This is a genomic window from Streptomyces tricolor (assembly GCF_002155905.1).
Lineage (GTDB): Bacteria > Actinomycetota > Actinomycetes > Streptomycetales > Streptomycetaceae > Streptomyces > Streptomyces tricolor.
On sequence record NZ_MUMF01000842.1, the window covers coordinates 1 to 4066 of the forward strand.

At 75.5% G+C, this 4066-nt stretch carries 3 protein-coding genes and 1 pseudogene; all 4 read right to left on the reverse strand.

Annotated elements, in window-relative coordinates; genetic code table 11:
- Positions 1–116: pseudogene (locus CCN44_RS48075) on the reverse strand (SurA N-terminal domain-containing protein); the annotation flags it as partial.
- Between the two features lie 227 nt (positions 117–343).
- A complete protein-coding gene (locus CCN44_RS40500) occupies positions 344–1858 on the reverse strand; it encodes a serine/threonine-protein kinase (protein WP_189397435.1) in 1515 nt (504 codons plus the stop codon).
- A 17-nt stretch (positions 1859–1875) separates the two neighbouring features.
- Positions 1876–2544: a hypothetical protein gene (locus CCN44_RS40505; RefSeq protein ID WP_086704166.1), complete on the reverse strand. Its 669-nt coding sequence runs from the start codon at positions 2542–2544 to the stop codon at positions 1876–1878.
- 142 nt (positions 2545–2686) lie between these two features.
- The coding region (locus CCN44_RS40510) for an N-6 DNA methylase (RefSeq protein ID WP_158103220.1) at positions 2687–4066 on the reverse strand (1380 nt) is incomplete at its 5' end.

Sequence of the window (4066 nt, forward strand, 5' to 3'; positions counted from 1 at the left end):
GCCGCGATCGCAGCCGCGGCGCCCGGATGCGCATCGTTTCCGCAGGCGGTCAGCAGGGGTGCCGCGGCTGCGATCGCGGCGGTGAGGACGAGCGCGGTGCGACGGCGGCGGTGCAAGGAAACCTCCAGGGGGAGATTGCAATGACAGGTGCGGCGCGCCAGCGCCTCCGCCGGGGGTGGTGGTCGGGCGACGGGCGGGCGCACCAAGTCTTGCGGTGATCGATGGTAGGCAGTGGGCAGGCTGCGGCCAACCCATTCGACCAACGATTCGCGCGCGCTCGGGGCACCGCCGCGCGGCTTCGGACGGAGGCCGCCGGGTCACGCCCCCGGCAGGGTCCCCAGGGTCAGCCGCGCACCTGGCCCAGCCACTGGAGGGTCCGCCGGACCTCCACGGCCAGCGGATGGCCGGGGCCGTGCAGCCGTTCGACGTCCAGGACCAGCCGCGCCAGTGTGTCGTGGGCGGCCGACCGGTCGCCCAGGGCGAGCAGCAGATGGCCGATGCGGCGGCGCACCTCGTGGGCGAGCTGCGGGTCCCCGGCGACGTACTGGTTCTCGTAGTACGGCAGCAGCGCGCGGTACTCGGCGAGCGCCGCCGCCGGTTCGCCCAGCTGCTCCAGGCACTGCGCGGCCTCGTAGCGGTAGCGCAGCGACTGCGGGTCGGCCTGGCCGGCCTCGGCGGCGCGTTCGTCGGCGAGCCGGCGCAGTTCGGGCAGCGCGCGCCGGTACTGGCCGTCGTCCATGAGCGTGGCCGCGTACTGCTTGCGCAGGGTGCGCACCACCGGGGAGTGCTCGCCGTGCTGCTCGGCGGCGGCCGGCAGGATCGCGCCCAGGATGTCGACGGCCTGCGTGATCCGGCCCTCGCCCAGCAGGCGCTTGACCTCGTCCACGGCGGCGGCGACATCGGGCTTCTCGGCCACCGGCGGCGCCGGCGCGACCGGGGACGGCTGGGGCGCGGGGGTCCGCGCGCGGTCCGGCCAGGGGGCGTGCGGCCGCAGGAAGGGGCGCGTGGGATCCAGGGGCGCCCCGGTGGGCGTCCCGCGCGCGGGCAGAAGCAGCGCCAGGTCCTCGTACACCTCCTGCGCGGACGCCGGCCGGTGCTGCGGGTCCTTGGCGAGCAGCCGCAGCACCAGGGTCTCCAGCGCCTCGGGCACCTCGGGGCGGAGCCGGCGCACGGGCAGCGGGGGCTCGTACAGGTGCCGGTGCAGCACGCCGAGCGCGGTGGAGCCGGCGAACGGCACCTCGCCGCTGAGCAGTTCGTGCATCAGCACGCCGAGCGCGTACAGGTCGGTGTACGGGCCGACCGCGCCGCCCATCGCCTGTTCCGGCGCCATGTAGGCGGGCGAGCCGATCGGCGAGCCGGTGTGCGTGAGGCGGGTGGTGTCGGTGTCCATCACCGAGGCCACGCCCAGGTCGAGGACGGTGACCGTGCCGTCCTGCTTCACCATCACGTTGCGCGGCTTGAGGTCGCGGTGCACGATCGGCACGGCGTGCACGGCGCTCAGTACGGCGCACAGTTGCGCGGCCACCGCGACCGCCCACGGCCAGGGGTACGGGTCGTGCTCGGCGAGATGGTCGGAGAGGTCGGCGCCGTCGACGTACTGCATGACGAGGAACAGCTCCTCGCCCTCGCTGCCCGCGTCGTGCACCGTCACCAGACCCGGGTGGTCCACCTGCGCGGTCACCCGGCACTCGCGCACGAACCGGCGGCGCAGCTCGTCCGCCTCCTGGCCCGCCACCTTGTCGGGGCGCAGCAGCTTCACCGCCACGCGCCGGTCGAGCCTGCGGTCGTACGCCGTCCAGACCTGGCCCATGCCGCCCTGCCCGATGAGCGTGGACAGTTCGTAACGGTCGGCGACCATGCGCCCTGTCGTCACCGTCATCGCCCGCCCTCGCCGCGACTGTCGCGACTGTCGCGGCCGTCGTGGCCGTCGCGGCCGTCCTGCCGGCGCAGATAGTCGCTGAGTTCGTCGAGCTCGGCGCGCACCTGGTCGATGCGGGCGGGCGCGGGGCGCTGCTGCGGCGGTTCGGCCCGCGGCACGGGGGCCGGGGGCACCACCGGCACGCCGTGCGGCGGCTGGGGTATCGGCGTGTGGTGCGCGGGCGGCACGGGCGGCTGCGGGCCCGGTCCGAGCGTCGTCGCGTACGGCGACGGCGCCGCGTGCCCGAAGCCGTAGGGTCCGTGCACGGTGGGGGCCGGCGCAGGGGCGTACCCGGCGAACCGCTGCTGCTGGTGCACCCGGATGTCCACCACCAGGTAGTAGATCGCGGCCACCACGCCGAGCAGCAGGAGCAGTCCCAGCGCGAGGTCGCTGCGCCAGTCCTCCTCCGGCAGTTCGCCGACCACCGCAAGCCCGGTGATGGACAGCGGCAGGCTCAGCCAGGCGATCAGCCAGTCGTACCAGCGGCCCCGCACGAACGCGACCCGGAACAGCGGCAGGCACGACAGCAGTCCGCACGTGAGAGCCCCGGCCGCCGCGAACATCACGCGCAGGGAGATGACCTTTCCCGCGCTGCGGGGAGGCGGCACCGCGCCGTGGCCGTACATGACTGCTCCTGGACCGAGTGGGACCGATGGGGACGGACGCCGACGGGACGATGTCCCCGTCGGAGTCCGAGCGTATAGGCCGACAAGGACAACCGGTCTCGGGTTGTACCGAACCGTTGTCGCACTGATCACTTCTCGCGGTTCAGTCGGGGGCGACCGTGCCGTCCGTCAGTCCGTCGTACATGCCGCGTACGAGCTGTTCCCCGAGCCGGCTCGCGTGCCGGAGCGCCCGCTCGAACTCGTCCAGGGCGCGGAACCGGGCGCCGTAGCGCCGCTGTTCCTCCAGCGCGAGCCGGGGCAGTTGCAGTCGGCGCACGTCCAGGCGGGTCGCCGTGGAGGCGTAGCTGCTGGCCTGCCGGTTGTTGGCGGTCCCGCGCAGGAACCCGGCGAGGAACCACGGGTCAAGCGCCGTGCGGTCCGGGCGCAGCAGCACGAGGTTGCGCCCCAGGGCGGCGCCCCCCGTCGCCTCGTCGATCACCCGCGCCACCGATCCCCCGCCGAGCACCGGTACGACGACGTCGCCCGGCTCGGTCAGCACGGCCTCCTCCTCGCTCTCCGGAAGCGTGCCCGACGGTGCCGTTCCGGCGAGGACGTCGTGGTCGGTGAGGACCGGCACGCGCGCGTGGCCGCCGTTTCCGCCGGTCCGCATCACCAGCGCGCCCCCGCGCGCGAGTTCGCCGATCGTGGTCAGCGGCCAGCGCGGGGCCGCAGCGGGGCCGGCGGCGGGCGGGGTGAGGTCGGCGGTCAGGCGCAGGGTCGCGCCGAGGCGCTCGCGCACCTGCGCGAGCTGCTCCGCGCCGTCGGCGACCGCGGCCGGCGGCAGATGGCGGGCGGGGGCGAGGTCCACGTCGTCGTCGAGGAGGTCGATCACCGGCACCGAACGGGCGAGCCCCGGCCGTTCCGTCAGCCGCCCCGCGCGCGTGAAGGCCTGCCAGGCGTCCGTCACGGCCTCCCGCACCGCCTCCCAGTCCGGCCCGCCGCGCCCTTCCCCGGCGAACCGCCCGGTGTCCACGAGCAGCACCTCGGGCGTGGCCGGCGCCCGGTCGGGCCGGCGCAGCACCCACAGGTGCAGCGGGATGTTGTACGGCGGTGCCGCACCGACCGGCAGCGCGACGACGGCGCGCAGCGCGCCCCGGCGCAGCAGGTCGGCGCGGATCCGGCGCCCGGAGCGGCGGGAGGCGGCGGCCGGCGGCATGAGCAGCACGGCGGTGCCGCCGTCGGTCAGCCGGGCCAGCGCGTGCTGCACCCAGGCCAGCTCGGACTCGGTGCGCGCCGGGAAGCCGTACTCCCAGCGGGGGTCGTAGGCGAGTTCGTCGTGGCCCCAGTTGCGCTCGTTGAACGGCGGATGGCACAGGACGACGTCGGCGCGCAGGGCGGGGTGCGCGTCGGCGCGCAGGGTGTCGCCGGCTGCGGCGCGCACGGTGGCCCGGCTGTGCAGCGCGAGCCGCAGCGCGCTGAGCGCGGCGAGTTCGGGTGCGCTGTCCTGGGCGTACAGCTCCTGGTCGGGGCGGGCGTCGACGGC

Excerpts from the sequence above, each read along its gene's own strand:
- CCN44_RS40505 (WP_086704166.1), bottom strand. The coding sequence starts at position 2,544 with ATGTACGGCCACGGCGCGGTGCCGCCTCCCCGCAGCGCGGGAAAGGTC.
- CCN44_RS40500 (WP_189397435.1), bottom strand. The coding sequence starts at position 1,858 with ATGGTCGCCGACCGTTACGAACTGTCCACGCTCATCGGGCAGGGCGGC.